Source organism: Listeria marthii, from assembly GCF_014227425.1.
GTDB lineage: Bacteria > Bacillota > Bacilli > Lactobacillales > Listeriaceae > Listeria > Listeria marthii.
Genome location: NZ_JAASWB010000001.1, coordinates 362,974 through 381,836 on the forward strand (window position 1 = coordinate 362,974; position 18,863 = coordinate 381,836).

18 protein-coding genes and 1 pseudogene are annotated in these 18,863 nt (G+C 37.8%); 5 read left to right on the forward strand and 14 right to left on the reverse strand.

Annotated features, from left to right (window positions below; genetic code table 11):
• Window positions 1–244: 244 nt before the first annotated feature.
• Window positions 245–586 carry a YxeA family protein gene (locus tag HCJ55_RS01890; protein ID WP_185501896.1) on the forward strand — a complete coding sequence of 114 codons (342 nt, stop codon included), beginning with the start codon at window positions 245–247 and terminating at the stop codon, window positions 584–586.
• Between the two features lie 54 nt (window positions 587–640).
• Here the strand turns inward: HCJ55_RS01890 and HCJ55_RS01895 are convergent.
• From HCJ55_RS01895 to HCJ55_RS01945, 11 genes and pseudogenes are all read right to left on the reverse strand, one after another.
• Window positions 641–2,542, reverse strand: a pseudogene (locus tag HCJ55_RS01895) (alkyl/aryl-sulfatase).
• Between the two features lie 130 nt (window positions 2,543–2,672).
• Window positions 2,673–2,858 carry a CsbD family protein gene (locus tag HCJ55_RS01900; RefSeq protein WP_008948472.1) on the reverse strand — a complete coding sequence of 62 codons (186 nt, stop codon included), beginning with the start codon at window positions 2,856–2,858 and terminating at the stop codon, window positions 2,673–2,675.
• A gap of 93 nt (window positions 2,859–2,951) precedes the next feature.
• Window positions 2,952–4,001: a Gfo/Idh/MocA family protein gene (locus HCJ55_RS01905; protein ID WP_185516794.1), complete on the reverse strand. Its 1,050-nt coding sequence runs from the start codon at window positions 3,999–4,001 to the stop codon at window positions 2,952–2,954.
• 22 nt (window positions 4,002–4,023) lie between these two features.
• Entirely contained in the window at window positions 4,024–4,992 is a 969-nt protein-coding gene (locus HCJ55_RS01910) for a sugar phosphate isomerase/epimerase family protein (RefSeq protein ID WP_008948474.1), read from the reverse strand.
• Between the two features lie 2 nt (window positions 4,993–4,994).
• Complete coding sequence (locus HCJ55_RS01915; RefSeq protein WP_185516796.1) at window positions 4,995–5,717, reverse strand: ThuA domain-containing protein; 723 nt, start codon at window positions 5,715–5,717, stop codon at window positions 4,995–4,997.
• A gap of 1 nt (window position 5,718) precedes the next feature.
• Window positions 5,719–6,459 carry a sugar phosphate isomerase/epimerase family protein gene (locus tag HCJ55_RS01920; RefSeq protein WP_185516797.1) on the reverse strand — a complete coding sequence of 247 codons (741 nt, stop codon included), beginning with the start codon at window positions 6,457–6,459 and terminating at the stop codon, window positions 5,719–5,721.
• Window positions 6,460–6,474: 15 nt separating this feature from the next.
• Window positions 6,475–7,551 carry a Gfo/Idh/MocA family protein gene (locus HCJ55_RS01925; RefSeq protein WP_185501891.1) on the reverse strand — a complete coding sequence of 359 codons (1,077 nt, stop codon included), beginning with the start codon at window positions 7,549–7,551 and terminating at the stop codon, window positions 6,475–6,477.
• Window positions 7,552–7,625: 74 nt separating this feature from the next.
• Entirely contained in the window at window positions 7,626–8,504 is an 879-nt protein-coding gene (gene gadR / locus HCJ55_RS01930) for an acid resistance transcriptional regulator GadR (protein WP_185516799.1), read from the reverse strand.
• 69 nt (window positions 8,505–8,573) lie between these two features.
• The gene (locus HCJ55_RS01935; protein ID WP_003729570.1) at window positions 8,574–9,269 is read right to left on the reverse strand and encodes a Crp/Fnr family transcriptional regulator; all 696 of its coding nucleotides are present in this window, start codon (window positions 9,267–9,269) and stop codon (window positions 8,574–8,576) included.
• Window positions 9,270–9,522: 253 nt separating this feature from the next.
• Window positions 9,523–10,194 (reverse strand): cyclic nucleotide-binding domain-containing protein, encoded by a 672-nt coding sequence (locus HCJ55_RS01940; protein ID WP_008948478.1) that lies wholly within the window; start codon window positions 10,192–10,194, stop codon window positions 9,523–9,525.
• A gap of 64 nt (window positions 10,195–10,258) precedes the next feature.
• Window positions 10,259–10,876 (reverse strand): MBL fold metallo-hydrolase, encoded by a 618-nt coding sequence (locus HCJ55_RS01945; protein WP_185501889.1) that lies wholly within the window; start codon window positions 10,874–10,876, stop codon window positions 10,259–10,261.
• A 130-nt stretch (window positions 10,877–11,006) separates the two neighbouring features.
• On the opposite strand from HCJ55_RS01945, the gene gloA reads away from it, so the two are divergent.
• Both gloA and HCJ55_RS01955 read left to right on the forward strand, forming a co-directional pair.
• Window positions 11,007–11,396, forward strand: coding sequence for a lactoylglutathione lyase (gene gloA, locus HCJ55_RS01950; protein ID WP_185501888.1), 390 nt, complete (start codon window positions 11,007–11,009; stop codon window positions 11,394–11,396).
• A 3-nt stretch (window positions 11,397–11,399) separates the two neighbouring features.
• Window positions 11,400–11,558 (forward strand): hypothetical protein, encoded by a 159-nt coding sequence (locus HCJ55_RS01955; RefSeq protein WP_185506103.1) that lies wholly within the window; start codon window positions 11,400–11,402, stop codon window positions 11,556–11,558.
• Between the two features lie 46 nt (window positions 11,559–11,604).
• On the opposite strand, the gene HCJ55_RS01960 is transcribed toward HCJ55_RS01955, so the two are convergent.
• Together HCJ55_RS01960 and HCJ55_RS01965 are read right to left on the reverse strand one after the other, a co-directional pair.
• Window positions 11,605–12,678 carry a GGDEF domain-containing protein gene (locus HCJ55_RS01960; protein ID WP_185516801.1) on the reverse strand — a complete coding sequence of 358 codons (1,074 nt, stop codon included), beginning with the start codon at window positions 12,676–12,678 and terminating at the stop codon, window positions 11,605–11,607.
• Window positions 12,679–12,850: 172 nt separating this feature from the next.
• Complete coding sequence (locus tag HCJ55_RS01965) at window positions 12,851–13,612, reverse strand: SDR family oxidoreductase (protein ID WP_185504075.1); 762 nt, start codon at window positions 13,610–13,612, stop codon at window positions 12,851–12,853.
• A 180-nt stretch (window positions 13,613–13,792) separates the two neighbouring features.
• Between HCJ55_RS01965 and HCJ55_RS01970 the strand changes: the two genes are divergently transcribed.
• Together HCJ55_RS01970 and HCJ55_RS01975 are read left to right on the forward strand one after the other, a co-directional pair.
• Entirely contained in the window at window positions 13,793–14,356 is a 564-nt protein-coding gene (locus HCJ55_RS01970) for a TetR/AcrR family transcriptional regulator (RefSeq protein ID WP_185516803.1), read from the forward strand.
• A 104-nt stretch (window positions 14,357–14,460) separates the two neighbouring features.
• Window positions 14,461–14,808: a magnetosome magnetite crystal formation protein family gene (locus tag HCJ55_RS01975; RefSeq protein WP_185501883.1), complete on the forward strand. Its 348-nt coding sequence runs from the start codon at window positions 14,461–14,463 to the stop codon at window positions 14,806–14,808.
• A gap of 47 nt (window positions 14,809–14,855) precedes the next feature.
• On the opposite strand, the gene HCJ55_RS01980 is transcribed toward HCJ55_RS01975, so the two are convergent.
• Window positions 14,856–18,860 (reverse strand): SpaA isopeptide-forming pilin-related protein, encoded by a 4,005-nt coding sequence (locus HCJ55_RS01980; protein WP_185516924.1) that lies wholly within the window; start codon window positions 18,858–18,860, stop codon window positions 14,856–14,858.
• Window positions 18,861–18,863 lie beyond the last annotated feature (3 nt).

Below are 18,863 nucleotides of genomic sequence, written 5' to 3' on the forward strand. Positions count from 1 at the left end.
TCGAGCATATTTTCAGTACCAAAATGCTACTACTTGTAGTGGCTATTTTTTTCATAGATTCTATATTTAGTAGTTTAAAAATATGCTTTTTATAACTTCACAATCTTTTATGATTTCGTTTTGTCACCTTTCTGACAAAATTGTAAGATTAACGATTGATTTTGTTAGTTAGCAAAAGGGAAAAACTTGTCTTTTCATTGTAAACTTAATGTAATAAAACAAATCAAGAGAGGATGAAGGAGAAATGTTTAATAAAAAAAGAGGTTTAATCTTATTAGCTGCAGTTCTTCTCACTGTTTGCGCAATTTGGGAGTACGCAATGCCAACCGATGCCGCAGTAAAGTCCTACTATCTTAAAGTTGAAGCTACTGGAAAACCCGTTCAAAAAAATCAATTCAAAGGGTTCAAATATAACGCAAAAGTATATGATGATAAAGGAAAACAAAAACAACTTACCTTTTACTCAGAAAAAGAATTAACAAAAAACGACCAATTTAAAGTACTCATCGGTGAAAATAAAATGGTCGTTAATTATAAAAAAATCAAAAACGTTCCAGATACAATGAAATATTTAGCAGAACAATAAAAAACGCTTTGTTATAGCCTTATCAAAAGGCTAAACAAAGCGTTTTATTTTTTATTAAGGTGTAACAATGTTGAAGACTGGGTTAAACTCATCTAGCAACGAAGCAAACTCAGCAAATTTCTTCGCATCGCCTTCTAGTTTTACGGTTTGGTCAGCGAAGGCTTCTTCAAAACTTTTCACCCCACCGAAAATATGATTAAACGTATCGCGAGTTGTTGTTAATGTTAAGTCCGCTTTGTCATCTGCCTCACTATCACGATAAATCAATACCGAATTGTTTACGAGCAAATGATAATTTTCATCCACATCTGTCAGCTTCCAATTCATTGAAATCCGTTTATCAATCGAACGTTCGCCATTTAAACGAATACCCATATAATCTAAAATTAAGTTAAATGGCATACCCTCAACGATATCAAGTGTAACACCAGAAATAACTTCCTCTGGTACTGAATTTCTTAATTCATCTGCGCCAGCTAAGAACACATTGCGCCATGGTCCAGACTCTGATTGATAGCCAAGTTGTTCTAGCGCATCAGCAAGGAGGGCTCTGGCTTCACCATTTTCTCCGTCCGCGAAGACCGCATGTTTGACTACTTCCGCAACCGAGCGATACTCGCCCGCTTCATAAGATACGCATGCTTTTTTCAAGACTTCATCGACGCCGCCCATAAACTCCACATATTTTTTCGCAACATCTTCTGGAGGTAGTGGATAAAGATCGGCCGGATTACCGTCATACCAACCAAGATAAAATTGATAAATGGCTTTAACATCATGGTTAAGCGTGCCGTAATAACCGCGCAAATACCATTTCTCTTCTAGTGCAGGAGGGAATTTCACCGCTTCAGCGACTTCAATCGCAGTTAGGCCTTTATTAATGAAATGAAGCGTTTGGTCATGCATATATTTATAGGCATCACGTTGGTGAATCAGCATATCATTGATTTCTTCATTTCCCCATGTTGGCCAGTGATGTTGGCCGATACACACTTCATATTTGTCGCCAAATGCGCGAATCGCTTTATCAATATCTTTCCACCATTCGTACGCATCACGAATTTGTGCGCCACGTAGCGTTAAAATATTATGCAAGTTATGCACGGCATCTTCGGCGATATTAAGTAATTTAAATTGCGGGAAATACATCATATGTTCAGATGGAGCTTCTGTATTCGGCGCCATTAAAAATTCTACTTCAATCCCATCAACAACACGTTTTTCATGGTCAAACGTAATTGTATCATTTGGAGCTAATAAAGACATATGCCCTTTAGAAAGCCGTTTTTCCAAGACCAGCATCTACTTGACCTAATTCCCCGCGTGATAAACGACTACCGTACATATACTCCGCACGGCGAATCATTGCGTTTCCGGCGAAAATATTTTCACTAACCGCCGCTTCCATAAATCCTTCTGGTCCAATGAGCGCCACTTTTCCAGAGGCTACATCTTCTTTTGTAATAAGCCCTGCTACACCACCGTAATGGTCTGCATGGGAATGCGTATAAATAATCGCCTTAATTGGTTTTTTCGGACGGTGCTCATAATATAAATCGAGTGCCGCGCGTGCTGTTTCGACTGACATCAATGTATCTGTAATGACTAGGCCAGTGTCGCCTTCCATAATAGTCGTATTCGACATATCAAAACCGCGTACTTGATAAACCCGGTCTGTTACTTTGAATAAGCCGTTCGTCATATTAAGCTGAGCGATACGCCATAAACTTGGATTAACAGAATCAGGTGCTTCCCCTTCGATAAACTTGTAATCCTCTAAATCCCAAACCGCGTGACCATCATCCGTATCCACTTTTACATGATCCCATGTCCCAATAAAGCCTTTCCTTGCATCATCAAATCTTTCGTGTTCTCAAAAGGTAGTGCCTCTTTCACTTGATTATTCACTTTCTTTGTAAAAGTTGATGCTTCTTTAGGTAAGACTTTTTTTGCCATTATTAGTTTCCTCCTACACATTTTATTTGTCTATACTTTCCTTGTGTACCTCCATAAAATGGATTAAAACCTTTTGCTATTATTAGACTAAAAAAGGTAGACTTGAATTTCTCAAGTCTACCTTTTTAACTTATTCGGATAATTTCTTTTTAGCGTCGCCGGCTTTATCTTCTACTTCGCCTTTTGCTTTTTGTGCTTTACCTTCTACTTGTTTGCCTTTATCATCTGTCGCTTTACCGAACTTGTCTTTTGCGTCACCTACTACTTTGTCTTTCAGTCCTTTTGCTTTGTCTTTCATACCTTTATCTTCGCTCATTGGTTTTGCCTCCTAATTAGAATATTTTTCTAATGAAGAATCGCGTCTCCATATTAAGTGTTTTCCACATAATCAGAAGCTAAAACATCTTTTTCAGATAGAATGGATGGTTCGATTTGTCTCAGCCGCTTCAAATATGGCTTCAATCAATTTTAAAACTTGGTAAACTTGTTCGTTTTGAACGATGGGTTCACTGTCGTTATTTAAAACATCCACAAAATTATTATAGAAAGAAGTTGGTAACTCAGCAGGTGCTGGAAGGGATAATGTATTGGTTGCTTCCTCGCTTGGTGGCGCCATTGTTTTGGTTAGTCCTTGGCCCGCTTTGATTGGCGTTGGCTCGGACGTTTTAGCAAGTGCGGTCGGTTGGACGATTTCGCCGCTCAAATCCCAGTCATGGATAATGCCGGTTCCTTCAGTTCCTTTGACATACCAACGAGGTAATTTGATGAAATTGGTTGTGCCTACTTCGATTTGTGCTGTGATGCCATTTTCAAAGGTAATGAACGTTACAAATCCATCATCGACTTCATCCCCGAGCGCGTAACTTAAATTAGCAGATACGGATTTCACGTTGCTGTCGACTAAGAATAACAATTGATCAAGCAAATGCACGCCCCAATCGAGCACCATTCCACCACCATGCGCTTTCAAATGGCGCCAATCTCCTGGAATGCCATTTGCTCCGTGAACGCGCGATTCGAGGTGGAACATATCGCCAATTGTTTTTTGCTCGAACATTTCTTTAATAATCAGGAAATCTTCGTCCCAACGTCTATTTTGATGGACCATAAAATGTTTATTTACTTTTTTCGCCACATCCATAATCGCTAGCAAATCTTCACTTGTCATCGTCACTGGTTTTTCGCAAACGACATGTTTCCCTGCTTCGAGTGCTGTAATCGCTAGTTCTTTATGGCTATCATTTGGCGTCGCGATAAGGACAGCATCTACTTGTTCGTCAGCTAAAACAGCTTCAAAACTGTCGTAGATTTTCAAGCCTTTTTGAGCGGCCGCTGCACGTTTTTCTTCTAGAATGTCGAATACACCATGTACTTCTAAATTGGTAGCAGCCGATGCAAGTGTGACATGATAACTTCCCATTCCGCCGTAACCAACAATGACTAATTGATATTTTTTCATCCTAAGACACCCTTTCTTATCGTTAAGCCCACCACATATCCAGTGGCTTATCTTTAATTAAAATGGATTGTAAGTTCGTAACAGCACGGTCGAAACCTTCATCAATCGACATTAATGGGTCTTCATGTTCAATGCTGACTACGTAATCGTAACCATATGTTCTTAGCGCACTCATAATATCCGACCATTCTGTCAAACTATGACCACAACCAACCGAACGGAATGTCCAGCTTCTTGTTTGAACGTCGCCATATGGTTGCATATCAGTTAAACCATACATATTAATATTATCTTGATCTAAATAAGTATCTTTTGCGTGGAAATGATGAATCGCTCCCGCTTTGCCTAAGATTTTAATCGCACCAACCGGGTCAATTCCTTGCCACCATAAATGACTTGGGTCTAAATTAACACCGATAGAGTCATTTGTTTCTTCGCGCAATTTTAAAATGGTATATGGTGTGTGGCATAAAAAACCACCGTGTAATTCAATACCAATTTTAACACCGGAAGCTGCTGCAAGTTCGCCAATTTCTTTCCAGTAAGGAATAAGTTTTGTTTCCCATTGCCACGTTTTAATATCACTATAAACGGTCGGCCACGGAATAACTGGCCAGTTCGGCGCCTTGGCATCGTCACTATCACCAGCAGTCCCGGAAAATGTGTTAACTACCGGAACGTTCATTAATGAAGCCAGTTTAATTGATTTGCGTAAAATTTCATCAGATGCCGCCGCTTCTGCTTTATTTGGAGAAATTGGATTATCATGACAACTAAATGCGCTAATAGTTAGTCCGCGACTCGTAAATTTTTCCAAATATGCTTCACGAGCTGCTGCGCTTTCCAAAAGTTCATCTGTTGGGCAGTGATGATTTCCCGGATTTCCGCCCGTCCCAATTTCTACTGCGTCAAGCCCTGCTGCTTTCACTTTATCTAACATTTCTTCTAATGGTAAATTAGCAAATAATGGTGTAAATACGCCTAATTTCATCTTTATTTCCTCCCTATTTTTTCAAGTGGTTGATGATTTCCGTATGCTGGGTAATTTTTCCGACTTTCTGCGCACCAGTTTACTCCGTTAATAATGACTTGTTGGATGTCCGGATGGTGGTAAGTTGGATAGGATTCGTGACCTGGTTGGAAGTAGAAAATCCGGCCATTTCCTCTTTTGTATGTGATTCCGCTGCGGAACACTTCGCCACCTTCAAACCAACCTAAGAAAATCAATTCGTCTGGTGTCGGGATATCAAAATGCTCGCCGTACATTTCTTCTTCATCGAGCTCAATAAATTCGCCGATTCCTTTGGCGATTGGGTGCGTCGGGTCAACTACCCAAAGTCGCTCTCTTTCGTTAGCTTCGCGCCATTTCAAATCACAACTTGTTCCCATTAAACGCATAAAGATTTTTGACATATGACCTGAATGAAGTACGACAAGCCCCATTCCTTCTAAAACGCGCTTTTGGACACGGTCGACAATTGTATCTTCCACGCGGTCATGTCCCATGTGTCCCCACCAAATTAAAACATCTGTGTTCGCTAAAACTTCTTCCGTCAGCCCATGCTCCGGTTCTTCTAAAGTTGCGGTTTTCGCATCAAGTCCTGCTTTTTCTAGGAAACTAGCAATTTGCCCATGAATACCGTCTGGATAAATCGCCAGCACCGCATCATCTTCTTTTTCATGTAAAAATTCATTCCATACCGTCACACGTGTCATATTATTTCCCCTCCAATAAATTTGCTACATACGTATAACCTTTGGCAACACTTGTTAGTGGCTCTTCTTCAAATGCTTCTTGCTCGATAATCAGCCATTTTGTACCAGCGTCAAGCGCCGTCTTCACATAACCGGGAACATCGAGAATTCCCTCACCGATAATCGTGCTTTCTTTGTTCGTTTTCGATTTATCTTTAATATGGACAAGCGGCACCCGGTTGCGATATTTTTCGATAAAAGGGATAACACCAATGCCAGCGTGCTCTATCCAATACGTATCTAATTCGGCAACCATTTCCGGTACATTTTCAAGCAAAGCATCTAAAATAATCTCGCCATCCAATCTTTCTAACTCATGGGCATGATTATGATAGCCAAATTGCATTCCAGCTTGTTGCACAGCTTTCGTAATCTCGCGAAGTTCCGCGCTAAATTCCAGCCATTCTTGTTTCGTTTCAAAATCTGCATAAGGGCAAATGATATAGTTATTACCCAATTCGCGCTCAAAAGCAATGACCGCTTCCAAATCGGCTTCTAGTTGTTCCTTACTTATATGCGAACCCGCAACTTCTAGCCCAAGTTCCGCTAATTTCGCTTTAATTTCACTAGCAGATTTCCCGTAATAACCAGCGAATTCCACACCGTCATAACCCATTTCCGCCACTTTTTCGAGCGTTCCAAAAAAGTCATCCTCACAAGCTTCCTGAACACTCCACAACTGCAAAGCTATTTTTGCTTCCATAAAGGTAAGTCCTCCTTAATTAAAATAAACTGGTTGACCTGTTTTAGATGATTCATAAATAGCCTCTAAAATTTGCGTTACAACAAGCGCTTGTTCTGGTTTTACAACTGGATCTGTATCATTCAAAATGGCTTCTAACCATTGTTCTGCTTCGATTAATGCCGGATCATCACCCGTGCCGTCGTAAAAATCAACGCCGCCTGCTTCTAATTGGATTTTCTTTTCAAACATTTGGCTGTGGGCCTCGCCGTTAATCCGTAAACCATCTTCCATATCCGCGCCGCCTTCTGTTCCAGAAAGAGAGGTTCTCGCTTCCCCAACATCTAGTGTGTTAAGCGCCCAACTTGCTTCTAAAACAATCGTTGCACCGTTTTCCATCGTAATAAAACCAAATGCGGAATCTTCTACTGTAAATTTCTTCGGATCCCATGAGCCCCAAGCATTGGCTGCATTTTCTTTCTTCGCAAGTTTATGGTAGCTGTTTCCTACTACATATTTCGGTTTGTAATTGTCCATCATCCAAAGCGTTAAGTCCAGTGCGTGCGTCCCGATATCAATTAGCGGGCCCCCACCTTGTGCTTCTTCATCTAAAAACACGCCCCAAGTTGGCACCGCACGACGACGAATCGCTTTTGCTTTTGCATAATAAATATCACCTAGTTCACCATTTTCGCAAACTTGGTGTAAGTAATCAGAGTCTTTACGGAATCTATTTTGATATCCGATTGTCAGTTTTTTGCCTGTACGTTCTGCGGCTGCAATCATGCTTTTCGCTTCTTCGGTCGTTTTAGCCATTGGTTTTTCGCACATAACGTGTTTTCCAGCTTCCATTGCCGCAATAGAAATCTCCGCATGAGAAATATTTGGTGTACAAACATGAATGACATCGATGGATTTATCTTGGAGTAATTCTTCATAGTTTGTGTATACGCTTGCATTTTCACAACCAAATTCTTTTGCTGCAGCTTCGGCTTTTTCTAAAACGATATCGCAAAAAGCAACCATTTCTGCTTTCTCAGCTTTTAATAAACTTGGCATATGCTTACCGTTTGCAATGCCTCCACAACCAATAATCCCAACTTTTAATGTCATAATAAAAAACCTCCAATAGTTTTGATAGTTACATCATACAAAACTACTGAAGGTAATTCTTCCTATTTTATTGCTTAATTATTCCCGTATATTGTCTTTCTATATTTTAATGGCGCCACACCCATCGCCCGCTTAAACGCATGATGAAAGGTTTTCACACTACTAAAACCAGCCAGTTCAGCCACTTCGGTTACTGGAAAGGCTTCATTTAACAACATCCATTTTGCTTTATTCAACCGATAATCATTTAAAAAAGTCACGAAAGTCATGCCCGTATTTCGTTTGAAAAACTTGGTGAAATAGTAGGTACTAAATCCAGTATAATCTGCCACTTCTTGCAGGCTAACGGGCTCTTGGTAATGTTTTTCGACGTAAGAAAAAATTTGATCTAATTTATGTAGGGTTTCTTGGGATTTGAGGACTGCTTCTTCCGAAATAACACTATCCGGTTGCGTTTTTATTTGAGGGATTTCACGATAGATTAAACCAATAATCGCTAGGAGATCGGCTTTAAGAATATAATACTTGCCTGGGTTTTCGCTGCTTGATTCGGAATGAATGTTCATAATTAACGATTGCATTTTAGAAACTGTTTCTTCTGGCCATTCTCTGCTTAAATGCGCCATTTCTGTTAGCATTTCGCGCAACGTTCGATTTTGACCGTCCATTTGTATTTCTTCTTGAAATAAACTTAAATCGAATTGAATCACAATGCGTTCACTATTTGGCGAAGCTAGAAAATAATGAACATCTCCGCCATTGATAACTTGAATCTCGCCTTCTTTTAATTGAATTGGCATATCGTTCACGCCAAGATTTAGACTACCTTTTAGCGCATAAATAATTTCAATTTCTTTATGCCAATGTGGATAAACGAGCACTTCGCCTTCATTGACAAACGACCGGAATGGAAAAGCTTTATTTAATTCTGGAATTTCCAAGTATTCACTCATAGTGGAACTCCTTTTTTTCTTTCATTTTAGCATAAAAAAGAAGACAGCCGTTAGACTATCTTCTTGGTTTTATAAAATTAATGATTCATAAGGAATTTCATTGAAAAGTTTTTCTACATTTATTACAACAGGAATTTTTGTGTTTAATAAGTAGCCTTCTTTTTTCAGCTCACTAAGCGTTAAACTAAGATATTCTCTTGTAATACCCATGAATTTAGATAAAAATGTAGTAGATAATTCTTGGGGAATTTGAATGTTGTCACCATTGGAAATACCGTATTCATAACCAATTGCAGCAATAACGTGTTTTACGCGATCTTTTACTTTAAGCGTATTTAGCAAGCAGCGGCGTTGAAGTACCATGATTTCTTTTTTCGATTGATACAACATAAATTCTTCGATGCTAATATGTTTTTCCACCATAAAAATGAAAAAATCTCTATCTACTGCTGTAATAACGCTAGAACTTGGCGATAATAATTTAGCCCCAATGTTGCGTTTCAAATCCGAAGACATGAACGATGAAAAATTACATACATCCCCATGTTTTAGTAATTGATCGTAGCCAATATAATCATCAATTTGTGTTCCTTTCATAACGATACCTTTTTCAACAAAATAGATACCTGTTACAAAGTCGACGTCAAATAGTTCGTTTTTAGAAAGTTTAATACTCATACTATGTTTAGCAAAATCTCCAGACTTCTTACAAAAATGAAGTGGATTGGTCAAAATTTCATGCTGTCGTTTCTCTAATGTGTTCAATGCAAACTCCTCCTCTAAAGTATAATATCACAGAATGAAAACACCTCAGAGAAGGATTTAACCAAATAAAATAACATTATAATAATCAAAAAGAAATTTTTCTTACTATTTTCGTACTAAAACAAACTTTTTTTAGGCGAAAAATAGCCAAATAAGTATTTTTTGTGACATTTTTAATCACCGTGATTTAGATATTATTTTAACTTTTCCACCTTTTATAGCCTTAAAATCAATATATATTAAGTTTTATCAATTAAAGTGTGTCGATTTTTTTAATGACCCATGGTTTATAACTATCATCCAAAATTCCTTCTTTTCGAAGTTTCAGCACGATAATATTCGTATATTCGCGCGTCGTATTCGCATATTGAGCTAAAATAGAATTAGTAATCTCGTCCGGTAAAATATATTCTTTGTCCTTTGTAACTCTCCCCATATAGAGACCAATCTCTTTTAGACACGCTCTAATACGGCGTTCTTTCTTCATAAAATTACGTTTGCTCGCTTTGAAATAAACTTTTCTTGTATAAAGCAAATTAGATAATAAATAGTTCGCTTTTTGACCTGATTCATCTAAAACACGTTCGACAAACTCAGGATCGAGTACCCAGCAATGAACCTCCGTCAAACTGCGTAATACGGACTCTTCTGGTTCTTCTTTAATCAGCGGAATCAAATTAATCGCAATTTCACTACTTACAAAACTAATAATACCCGAGTCACCATATTCATTTTGAAGACAATAAGAGAAATAGCCACTTTCGACTAAGTAAATTTTGAAGCCTTTCGCATGGTTCATTTTGATTTCTTTGCCTCTAGGAATAATTTCTTGATAACAATAATCATGAAAGTGATAGTCTTTTTTTAATAATTGAAGCAGTGATTTTGTCGTTGTTTCTTTGAAAATTTCCTCATCTGAATGCATTGTCCAACATCCTTTCCGTTTAATTACAAAAAAACTGCAGAATGACTACTTCTGCAAGTTCTTTTTAGTTGAAATATGGGTTTGTTTGCTTTTCGTGACCGATTGTTGTTGCATCACCATGTCCGGAATAGGCTGGCAGGTCATCAGGAAGTACGAACAGCTGTGTTTTAATGCTATTAATTAACGTATCAAAATCGCCTGTAAATAGATCAGTACGACCGATACTACCTTTAAATAGCGCATCGCCAACGACAACAAACTCGTCAAAAATAAAACTTACACTACCGATAGAATGTCCTGGTGTTGGTACCACTTTAAAACGAAAACCTTCTATATTATAATCACCTAGCGTGAACTCTTGTTCCGCAGGTTGCGCCACGATTGCTTGGCCTGTGATGTGCGCTGATAGGTTTAACTCTGGATTTGAAAGCCATTCTTGCTCTAGCGGACTAACATATACGGGAATATCGTAAGTTTTCCGAATTTCTTCCAAAGCCCCAATATGATCATAGTGGCAATGTGTTAGCAAAACAGCTACTGGTTTTACGTCTAATTTCGTAATTTCTGCTTCAATTTTATTTGCTTCTGCGCCCGGGTCAACAATTAGCGCTACGTTATCTTGATAAATGATATAACAATTTTCTTGGATTATTCCTGTCATAATTCGTTTGATTTTTGTCATTCCACTTCCGCCTTTCTTCACATTCATCATTATACCGAAAAAAACGCTTTACTTCCATCAATATTCCTTGTTTGTATTCACTTCCGAGATATACTACAATAAAGGCAGAAGATTAAAAGGAGGAATAAAAATGACTGCAAAAATGTTACATACTTGTATCCGCGTAAAAAACCTAACGGACTCGATTGCTTTTTATGAAAATGCTTTAGGACTAAAAGAAGTTCGCCGTAAAGATTTCCCTGATTTTGAATTCACACTAGTTTATATGGCGTTTGAAGAAGGCGGCTTTGAATTAGAATTAACCTACAATTATGACCAAAAAGAAGCTTACGATTTAGGTAATGGTTATGGTCATTTAGCGGTTGGCGTTCCTGATGTGCGCGCTTTACTAAAAGAACACCAAGACGCTGGCTACACTGTTACAGACTTAAAAGGACTTCCCGGCGAAGAGCCATTCTATTATTTCTTAACAGATCCAGATGGTTATAAAACAGAAATTATTCAAGATGGTGCTTTATAATTCATGGGTAAATATTTCATTATTATTTTAATCGCACTAGCAATTAACGGTATTAGCATGCTATTCAAGAACGATATAGCTAGTCTTATCGCAGTTATCATCACGGCTGTTTTGCTCGTTTACTTAATGATAGATTTAACTAAAATGTACCGCCGCAAATAAAAAAGAGTCCAGCAAATCATTGCGCTTTGCTGGATTTTTTTAGCAACTAGTTGCCATCCGCAATACAAACCCTATTTCTACCAGTTAGTTTTGCTTTATATAACGCTTCATCCGCAGACTTAAATAAACCTTCACTTGTGTTTGCGCCATCTTTACTTCCGCTCACGCCTACCGAAATCGTTATTTTCACTATTTGGCCGTTTGGAATAATAAAATCATTCTCTTCCGTTTCTTTCCTCACTCGTTCAGCCACATCACTACCTTCTTCTATCGAGCAATCCAGCAACACAATCGAGAACTCTTCTCCGCCATTTCTAAAAGCTTCTGAACCGTCTGTTGTGCTCGCCTTTAAAATCACTGCCAATTGTTTTAAAATCGCATCACCAGCATCGTGACCATATGTATCATTAATATTTTTAAAATAATCAATATCAATTAACATCAGTGTGACCTGCCGACTTCCCGCATCCATCACATGATTGATTTTTTCATCAAATTGTCTTACATTCGATAATCTCGTCAAATAGTCTAGCGTAGAATCCTGCTCATATTTTTGAAAAAGTTGCTTTGATTTAATCATGTTACTCATTAATCCGGCTGCAATAACACCAATGACAAGTGCAATCGTTACAAATATCGACATATTGAGCCAGTAGTTAGCCTCTCTGGCTAAAATCAAATGCAAATTAACCACGACAAAGCCACATGCAATCACATTCAAAATAAAAACGCCCCAAATTTTGAATTTTTCTAAGCGTTTGCTGAAAAGTGCCGTTATTATGCCAATCAACATCATAACAATTCCCGCCATAACAGCCGCAGAATTCACTGAAATTAAAAAGCGTGATGCAGAAATAATAATAGCAGACACAATCGCCGGAATTGGCCCACCATAAAAGCCTACCATTATAATTGGAATATGACGTAAATCAACAATCACATTATTCGAAATCGGAATCCCAAAAATCATCAGCGCAAAACCAAGAAGCCCGGCCCATATTCCGATTACCATTTTTCTATTTGTTGATAATTCTTTTGTAATTGGTTCTTTATAAACTAAGGAAATAATATAGAATCCTGCGAGTAGAATCGCTGCATTACTTACCAACTGTTGGACCAAAAAGCATCCCCGCCTTTCACTTTGTTACTCATTACCCCATTATGCTCACAACTATGCATACACACAAAGAAACAACCTCTTAAAAACAGACGCTGTTCCAAAGCTTTATTCCTCTATTTTCTCAAAAAAAGTCCACAAAAGAAACTGATTTCCTTTTGCGGACTAAAACTTATTAGTAAGCTGTCCAACCTGCATCAGCTGTAATGACTGTTCCATTAACAAAACTGGCATCATCGGAAGCTAAAAATAGCGCGACTTTGGCAATTTCTGAAGCATCTCCGGCTCGAGGATTAATCCCCATCCCAATCATCGCACGTTCTTGCCCAAACTCATCTGGCGCATAAATCGTAGTTCCAATATTTGTATTTACTGCCCCTGGTGCAATGGCGTTACAACGAATGTTTTTATTCGCATATTGGAAGCCTACATTTTTTGTAAAACCAACGACCGCATGTTTCGACGCTGTATATGCCGCACCTGCTCTGGAGCCAAACAACCCACCAGCGGAAGCAATATTAACAATCACCCCTTGGCCTTTTTCTTCAAAGATATGGAGTGCTTCTCGAGTGGCACGCATCACGCCTGTAGTATTTATTGCAAACACTTTATCCCAAAGCTCATCTGTCAATTCACCAGCTGGAACAAAATTATCCATAATTCCCGCATTGTTTACTAAAATATCCAATGTTCCAAATGTCTCAACCGCTTGATTGATCATGTTTTCAATATCCGCTTGCTTCGTCACATTAGCCACAACCGCAAGCCCAGTTCCTTGTTCTTTTTCAACAAGTTCAACGGTTTTTTGCGCCGCTTCTAAATTCAAATCCGCCACAACTACTTTCGCGCCTTCTTTGGCAAAAAGAATCGCAATCTGTTGCCCCATTCCAGAAGCCGCACCAGTTACTACTGCTACTTTCCCAGTTAATTTCCCCATTGTTATTTCCTCCTTCACTTTTGTTACGCTAGAAAGAAAAACACCTTCTTTCTCCCTTCATTATAATCCCCGAGTAAAACGCTTTCAATATGTAAAGAAAGCCTGTTTTGTTGATTAAGCAACACTTTTGCGTTATATGTATAGTAAGAGGAAAATTTCTTCAATCGGAGGTGCAAAATCATGGATAGACGGGTTAAAAAAACAAAGCAAGCCTTCAATCAAGCCCTTTTCACACTTCTTGACCAAAAACCTTTTCAACAGATTACCATTACGGATATTGTAACCGAAGCAGATGTTAACCGCGGCACATTTTATAAACATTACCGCGATAAAGAGGAACTTTTGGATAGCATTGTGGAAGAAGTTTTGACCGATTTAAAAAGTGCTTATCAAGACCCTTATTTACAAACAGCTCATTTTTCTATTCAATCACTTACTCCTTCCATGATAAAAATCTTTGACCATGTATACGCGCATCAAGCATTCTATAAGCAAGTCATAAAATCGACCATTCATCCGAGTTTTCAAAATCAAGTGTGCGATGTTATTCGCGAACTTGTCTTAGCTGATGTTGCTAGTTTTTCGGATAGCTCAAGCGCTGATCCTTTGTTACTCGCAACCTACCAAGCCCATGCTATTTTTGGCATCATTGTTTTTTGGGCAGAAGAAGATTTTTCACATTCTCCGCAATATATGTCTGAACAACTCCTTCATATCATCCATGCCAAAAATCAAAAAATATAAGCTTACATATTTGTTATATTGCTTTCTTGCTTTGTCACTTGAATCGAGGGTCTATTCTGTTATGCCTTGCTATAATAAAGACATCATAGAAAGGTGTGTTGATTATGAATGATCATCGGGTTTTAAATGCTTTAAGTTATTTTAGCATTTTGTTTGCACCAATTATTGTTCCAGTTTTGATTTGGATTTTTGCAAAATCAGAAGAAGTTTCTCATCATGCTAAAGTGGCCTTGCTAACTCATATTATTCCAACTATCGCTGGCGTGTTATGCTTCTCCAGTTTGTTCGTTACAGCTTTGGCAAATGGCGGCATTTTCACTAGTATGAGCTTTTTCCTAACTGGCAGCTTATTTATCTTTACACTAATCGCAGTAGTTGGGCTATTTATTTATAATATTGTGCGTGGAATTCAAATGTTATGTGCGAAAAGAGAAGAAGATATTTGGATTTAAAATTTCATAAAAAACAGCTACCCTAAAATATTAGGATAGCTGTTTTTTTATTTGTTTACTTTTCTTAATAAGAACAATCCGACTGCACTAACGAGGAATCCAGAGAAAATCATATCATACGGGAACTCATCCCCTGTTGATGCTAGCTTCTGTGATGATTTAATTTCTGTTGGTTTAGCTGGGTTTAAAGTAGTGAATCGTTCATTTAGCGCTAATTGTGTTCCTGGTTTTGTTGGTGTTTTTGGATTGCTCGGTATTTCCGGGTTACTTGGTATTTCTGGGTCACTTGGTATTTTTGGGATTACAGGTGGTGCTTGGTTTTTCTCGTATAGGAAGATGACTTCTTGTACGTCTTCTTTGTATACTCCAGTTTTATTTGTCGGTTCTTCCTTCAATGTGTATCCAGTAATGCTGCGGACACTCGCCGTATACGCTCCACCCACATCACCAGTGTAGGTTTCTGTTTCCGCCAACGTATTTCCTTCCGTATCAACAAATACTACGTTCACTGTCCCCATTTTTTTCTTGTTAGTTTTCGTAACTTGTGTAGGGGTTTGTTGATTAAATACGATGCTGAATTCTACTGGTGTCCTGTCTAGTTCATAATCTGTTGGTGCCTTTGTTTCTATAAATTGATAGTCTCCTGGTGCAAGTTCTGTGACGGTTAATTCGCCGTCCACATTCGTAGTTAGGCCATCCTTGATTTTTGTTCCATCTGCTTTTTGCAACTCGAACTCGGCTCCTGCTAATGCGGTTTTTGTCACACTATCTTCTTTCGTTAAAATGACACTATCTGTTTCAGCTGCATTTTCGATAGTATAACTGCTAACTGTGCCGTCTGCATTTACAGTGACTTCTTTGCCTTCTTTCAGTTCATCGCTAATTGAGTAACCAGTTGGCGCTTCGGTTTCTATTAATTTATATTTTCCCGATTGAATACTATCAAAAACAATTTTACCTTCTGCATTCGTAGTAGCCTCTTGTCCTGATTTTTTACCATCTATCGTATAAAGCTGAAATTTTGCTCCCGCTAGTTTTTTAGTTGGATCGGCTTCATCTACCTTGGTAATTTCAAGCGAACCAATTGTAGCTATTCCACTACCGCTACCCATGGTAAAATTGGGCGTAACCGTATTGGTTGCAATTTTACTTGGATCCGAAAGCTCCCCGTAATCACTTGCATCTACCCTAACCGTATTCTTAACCGGACCCGATAATAAACTAATTGTGTCATATGTTATGCTAATTGGCGCTGTAGCTGTGTAATTTTTAAATTGGACCGTGAAAGTATTACCGTTAAAAGTAATATCGTAATACTTAGAGTCAATCAGTTTCTCCGTCTTTGTATCAATTACTTTAAAACTATTTTTCACCATTTGCGCCCCGGTTACCCCACTGTTTAATGTATCCGTCACAACTGGATTGGTAACTACGCGCTCTTCCGTAATTTCAGTAAGTTGGATTTTCCAATTTATTTTATTGTTGTAAAGCATATCAACATTTCCTGTTTTTGAAATTGGTGAGCGGAGTTCAAAAATAGCTGCTTCTGCTGAATAATCTTTTGGATTTTTACCGTTATCAGAAACTTTCGCTACATTCGTTACTGTTTTATAAAAATACCACTTATTATCTGTTGTCGTTTTATACTTAACAAATACTTGCGATGTCCCCAAATTCCCAAACTCTAAATGGATTTTCTTGTCAGTTGTTTCTATCTTAGTTGGGTAATTTTTATCGCCTTCTTTTATTAGTTTTCCTGTAGAAGTAAGTGGTTCTCTTAAGTTAATTAATTCATTTGGACCGCTAACTTGTCGAAATTCTAAAGAGCCTTCCACGTATGAAGTCCCTTCTGGCATCTCATCATCAAAAATGAGATTATCAAATTTTGTTGCCCTAGAATTCAAGGAGACAATCCAGTTAGTAGTTCCTGTTTCACTATCCCACTCACCAAATTTCGCTCCATTTTCTGAAATCTTACTATCTATTTCCAATGATGCTTCTTTCGTATCAGAATAATGTGTTATATAGCCATCATAATAAGAAATATAAGCTTTATTCTCCAGTGTTTTCGCATCATTTGCTGAATCGATTTTCGTTACAAGTTTTACGACGATTTCTTTATCTGTTGTTGCATAATTGCCGATAAGCTTAACTTTAAAACCTGCTGGCACTGCTGTTTCCGTTATCGTATAATCTACATTTTTCACCAGTTTCACAAAATCGGTTTCACTTGAATAAGCATACACATCGTGATTATCCAAGCTTTTTACGCCTGTAGAAAATTCATCAATAATGGTCATATCACTCATTTCAATTCTGTCTGTGTTCGCTGTGATTTTCCATGACATTAAATTATTAAAATAGTCTACCGTTCCGCTTTCTTTTTGAACTATATTAGGTTCAAATGATAATTTTGCTGTGGCTGTTACACCTGTTTCATCTATCACTTCGCCCACAATATCACGGACGCTAAAATCAGTTACTTTAGTAGAATACGTAATTTGGTATGCTTTTTTGTCCGTATTTTTATATCTTGTGTCAAAACTACCATTCGCTGATACCGTTGAGGTAGTCCAATTACTTGATACATCTTCATCACCAACAATCGCATCTCCTGTTGTTGGCGAGAAAGTCACTTCTCTAATTTTCAACGAATTTGGCACGTAACTCACACCATTATCTTCTAAAATATCTTTTAACACTGTGTTTGGCGTTAATTCCACTCGATCATAGTTTACATTAATCACCCAATCAATTGTTTGCGTTTTGGAATTATAAATTGCTTTTTTCTCTAAATGCTTGTACTTAATCATTTTTGCTTCCGCAGTTGCTTGACCTACCGATAATACTTCTGAATCACCAACTGTTTGAGCTCTCGTAACTAAGGAAACTAAGGCATTAGTTGTTTTGTCAATTAAACGCGTATAGCTTACTTCATATCCTTTACCATTTAAACCATTACTTAATTTGATTTTCAGTTCAGTGTCTGTAGCTTCTACGGTGTAATCTGTACCTTCTTCTAACAACTGCTTACTGCCTAGAAATGTTCCTTTGGCGCTAACATCATTTGCGTAAACTTGTAAAGTGCTCTTATCGATTTTTGTTGAACCACTATAGGTGAAATCTGTTAATCGCAGTTCTCCTACTGCATTTGCTTCTTTTGTTAAGTTAAGTTTAGCTGTAACAAATGCTTTTTCTGGGTTAATACTACCTGGGCTTAATGTTACATCTACTATTGTCGGATAGTCCACTGTTGGAATAACCTCGTATTCATAAACAGTATCACCACCCGAAGTATTGAAAACAACTTTTTGATTCGTTTTGTCTGTCTCTGTAAATGACCTAAACGCAGTCGTTATACTCACATCAAAATTACCTTCTTGCACACCATCTTTTAAAATTTTAACTGTTAATTCTCTCGAACTTGCATCAAAAGACCATTCCGCTTCTGTGGAAGGTAAAAAATCCCCACTTAAATCCGTAGAACCAAAATTAAATGCGTCTGGTAAAATCGTTGTAAATGTATCTCCCGCTTTATAATTCTTCCCCGTGAAAGAAAAATTCATATTTAAAACAACCCCACTACCATTTTCCACTCTTTCATTTGGGTTGATTTTATTTCCCTTTACATCTTGAAGTTCCACTTTCGTAAAAATATTATCGGAAATATTGGCTTTTAAATTGCCTTTTTTCACTGATGGAGTTTTGGATGAAACAGAAGTCACTAATTCTTCTTTATCTTTCAAGACGATATTGTATGCGTTCTCATCTTTTAAATAACCTTGTGGCGCTGTTGTTTCTTGCACGAGATATTCGCCTTTAGCAAGTGACTCATCTAGAACTGTTCCATTATCTTTAATAGAAAGCTTCTTGATTTCTCCCGTTTGCACATTCTTTATTTCAAAAATAGAGCCATTTATTTTTTCTTTCGAGTCTTTGTCTTCTTTGACGATTTTCAAGGACGTCTTCTCTTCTTTAACGTCCGTCAATGCTGCTAATACTGGTGAAACATTTTGAAAAACGAGTAATCCGATAACTACCGCGATAATCATTTT

Coding starts and splice junctions, on each gene's coding strand:
- HCJ55_RS01890 (WP_185501896.1), top strand. CDS start 245: ATGTTTAATAAAAAAAGAGGTTTAATCTTATTAGCTGCAGTTCTTCTC.
- HCJ55_RS01900 (WP_008948472.1), bottom strand. CDS start 2,858: ATGAGCGAAGATAAAGGTATGAAAGACAAAGCAAAAGGACTGAAAGAC.
- HCJ55_RS01905 (WP_185516794.1), bottom strand. CDS start 4,001: ATGAAAAAATATCAATTAGTCATTGTTGGTTACGGCGGAATGGGAAGT.
- HCJ55_RS01910 (WP_008948474.1), bottom strand. CDS start 4,992: ATGAAATTAGGCGTATTTACACCATTATTTGCTAATTTACCATTAGAA.
- HCJ55_RS01915 (WP_185516796.1), bottom strand. CDS start 5,717: ATGACACGTGTGACGGTATGGAATGAATTTTTACATGAAAAAGAAGAT.
- HCJ55_RS01920 (WP_185516797.1), bottom strand. CDS start 6,459: ATGGAAGCAAAAATAGCTTTGCAGTTGTGGAGTGTTCAGGAAGCTTGT.
- HCJ55_RS01925 (WP_185501891.1), bottom strand. CDS start 7,551: ATGACATTAAAAGTTGGGATTATTGGTTGTGGAGGCATTGCAAACGGT.
- gadR (WP_185516799.1), bottom strand. CDS start 8,504: ATGAGTGAATACTTGGAAATTCCAGAATTAAATAAAGCTTTTCCATTC.
- HCJ55_RS01940 (WP_008948478.1), bottom strand. CDS start 10,194: ATGCATTCAGATGAGGAAATTTTCAAAGAAACAACGACAAAATCACTG.
- HCJ55_RS01945 (WP_185501889.1), bottom strand. CDS start 10,876: ATGACAAAAATCAAACGAATTATGACAGGAATAATCCAAGAAAATTGT.
- gloA (WP_185501888.1), top strand. CDS start 11,007: ATGACTGCAAAAATGTTACATACTTGTATCCGCGTAAAAAACCTAACG.
- HCJ55_RS01955 (WP_185506103.1), top strand. CDS start 11,400: ATGGGTAAATATTTCATTATTATTTTAATCGCACTAGCAATTAACGGT.
- HCJ55_RS01965 (WP_185504075.1), bottom strand. CDS start 13,612: ATGGGGAAATTAACTGGGAAAGTAGCAGTAGTAACTGGTGCGGCTTCT.
- HCJ55_RS01970 (WP_185516803.1), top strand. CDS start 13,793: ATGGATAGACGGGTTAAAAAAACAAAGCAAGCCTTCAATCAAGCCCTT.
- HCJ55_RS01975 (WP_185501883.1), top strand. CDS start 14,461: ATGAATGATCATCGGGTTTTAAATGCTTTAAGTTATTTTAGCATTTTG.
- HCJ55_RS01980 (WP_185516924.1), bottom strand. CDS start 18,860: ATGATTATCGCGGTAGTTATCGGATTACTCGTTTTTCAAAATGTTTCA.